Origin of the sequence: Exiguobacterium sp. NPDC077395, from assembly GCF_050269125.1 — a bacterium.
GTDB classification, from domain to species: domain Bacteria; phylum Bacillota; class Bacilli; order Exiguobacteriales; family Exiguobacteriaceae; genus Exiguobacterium; species Exiguobacterium aestuarii_A.
Genome location: NZ_JBNNHU010000008.1, coordinates 1 through 2890 on the forward strand (window position 1 = coordinate 1; position 2890 = coordinate 2890).

Genomic DNA, 2890 nt, shown 5'->3' on the forward strand with positions numbered 1-2890 from the left:
CCACGCTTCCACCCATGACCTATCTACCTCATCGTCTCTGAGGGGTCTTTCTTGATTGCTCAAAGGGAAATCTCATCTCGGAGGGGGCTTCATGCTTAGATGCTTTCAGCACTTATCCCGTCCGCACGTAGCTACCCAGCGATGCTCCTGGCGGAACAACTGGTACACCAGCGGTGCGTCCATCCCGGTCCTCTCGTACTAAGGACAGCTCTCCTCAAATTTCCTGCGCCCACGACGGATAGGGACCGAACTGTCTCACGACGTTCTGAACCCAGCTCGCGTACCGCTTTAATGGGCGAACAGCCCAACCCTTGGGACCTACTCCAGCCCCAGGATGCGATGAGCCGACATCGAGGTGCCAAACCTCCCCGTCGATGTGGACTCTTGGGGGAGATCAGCCTGTTATCCCCAGGGTAGCTTTTATCCGTTGAGCGATGGCCCTTCCATGCGGAACCACCGGATCACTAAGCCCGACTTTCGTCCCTGCTCGACTTGTAGGTCTCGCAGTCAAGCTCCCTTCTGCCTTTGCACTCTTCGAATGATTTCCAACCATTCTGAGGGAACCTTTGGGCGCCTCCGTTACTGTTTAGGAGGCGACCGCCCCAGTCAAACTACCCGCCTGACACGGTCCTCCAGCCGGATCACGGCTGCGAGTTAGAGACTCTATACGCAAAGGGTGGTATCCCAAGGGTGTCTCCACCGAAGCTGGCGCTCCGGCTTCACAAACTCCCACCTATCCTGTACATCGCGTACAAAGCCTCAATATCAGGCTGTAGTAAAGCTCCATGGGGTCTTTCCGTCCTGTCGCGGGTAACCTGCATCTTCACAGGTACTATGATTTCACCGGGTCTCTCGTTGAGACAGTGCCCAAATCGTTACGCCTTTCGTGCGGGTCGGAACTTACCCGACAAGGAATTTCGCTACCTTAGGACCGTTATAGTTACGGCCGCCGTTTACTGGGGCTTCGGTTCAGTGCTTCTCTTGCGATGACACATCCCCTTAACCTTCCAGCACCGGGCAGGCGTCAGCCCCTATACTTCATCTTGCGATTTAGCAGAGACCTGTGTTTTTGCTAAACAGTCGTTTGGGCCTATTCACTGCGGCTTATGTTGCCATAAGCGTCCCTTCTCCCGAAGTTACGGGACCATTTTGCCGAGTTCCTTAACGAGAGTTATCCCGCGCGTCTTAGAATTCTCATCTCGCCTACCTGTGTCGGTTTGCGGTACTGGCGCCGACCTCCTCACTAGAGGCTTTTCTTGGCAGCGTGAAATCCGGTGCTTCGCCCTACGGGCTCCACGTCACAGCTCAACCTTGTGCCGGGCGGATTTGCCAACCCGACGGCCTCGCTGCTTGTCCGTGCACTTCCAGTCGCACGGTCACCTTATCCTTCTGCGTCCCCCCATCGTTCAAACGGTGGTACGGCGGTACAGGAATATCGACCTGTTGTCCATCGCCTACGCCTTTCGGCCTCGGCTTAGGTCCAGACTAACCCTGAGCGGACGAGCCTTCCTCAGGAAACCTTAGGCTTTCGACGGAGGGGATTCTCACCCCTCTTTTCGCTACTCACACCGGCATTCTCACTTCCAAGCGCTCCACGGCTCCTCACGATACCGCTTCACTGCTGCTTGGAACGCTCTCCTACCATCCCTTACGGGATCCATAGCTTCGGTGGTATGTTTAGCCCCGTTACATTTTCGGCGCGGCGCCACTCGACTAGTGAGCTATTACGCACTCTTTGAATGGTGGCTGCTTCTAAGCCAACATCCTAGTTGTCTGTGCAGCGCCACATCCTTTTCCACTTAACATACACTTGGGGACCTTAGCTGATGGTCTGGGCTGTTTCCCTCTCGACTACGGATCTTATCACTCGCAGTCTGACTCCCGAGTACAAGTTGCTGGCATTCGGAGTTTGACTGAATTCGGTAACCCTGTGGGGGCCCCTAGTCCAATCAGTGCTCTACCTCCAGAACTCTTCACCTCGAGGCTAGCCCTAAAGCTATTTCGGAGAGAACCAGCTATCTCCAGGTTCGATTGGCATTTCACCGCTACCCACACCTCATCCCCGCACTTTTCAACGTGCGTGGGTTCGGACCTCCAGTCAGTGTTACCTGACCTTCATCCTGGACATGGGTAGATCACCTGGTTTCGGGTCTACGACGACGGACTGATGCGCCCTGTTCAGACTCGCTTTCGCTGCGGCTCCGCCTCATCGGCTTAACCTCGCCCGCCATCGTAACTCGCCGGTTCATTCTACAAAAGGCACGCCATCACCCGTGAACGGGCTCTGACTACTTGTAGGCATACGGTTTCAGGATCTGTTTCACTCCCCTTCCGGGGTGCTTTTCACCTTTCCCTCACGGTACTGGTTCACTATCGGTCACTAGGAAGTATTTAGCCTTGGGAGATGGTCCTCCCGGATTCCGACGGGGTTTCACGTGTCCCGCCGTACTCAGGATCCACTCTGGAGGGGATGGGGTTTCGGCTACAGGGCCGTCACCTTCTCTGGCCGACCTTTCCAGGTCGTTCACCTACCCTATCCCTTTGTAACTCCGTGTAGAGTGTCCTACAACCCCAGGAAGCATGCTTCCTGGTTTGGGCTGTTCCCGTTTCGCTCGCCGCTACTCAGGGAATCGAATTTTCTTTCTCTTCCTCCGGGTACTTAGATGTTTCAGTTCCCCGGGTGTGCCTCACGCCACGCTATGTATTCACGTGGGTGTCCCGCCAGTCTCCCGGCGGTGGGTTCCCCCATTCGGAGATCTCTGGATCAAAGTGTACTTACCACTCCCCAGAGCATTTCGCTGTTCGTCGCGTCCTTCATCGGCTCCTAGTGCCAAGGCATCCACCGTACGCCCTTTCTACCTTGATCTAGCGTCTAAGACACACGGTCCAT

The 2890-nt window shown here is 55.6% G+C and carries 1 rRNA gene; it reads right to left on the reverse strand.

The annotated features are described in order from the left end of the window. Nucleotides 1-2866: ribosomal RNA gene (locus tag ACQKD4_RS14635) — 23S ribosomal RNA — on the reverse strand; the annotation flags it as partial. Between the last annotated feature and the right edge of the window lie 24 nt (nt 2867-2890).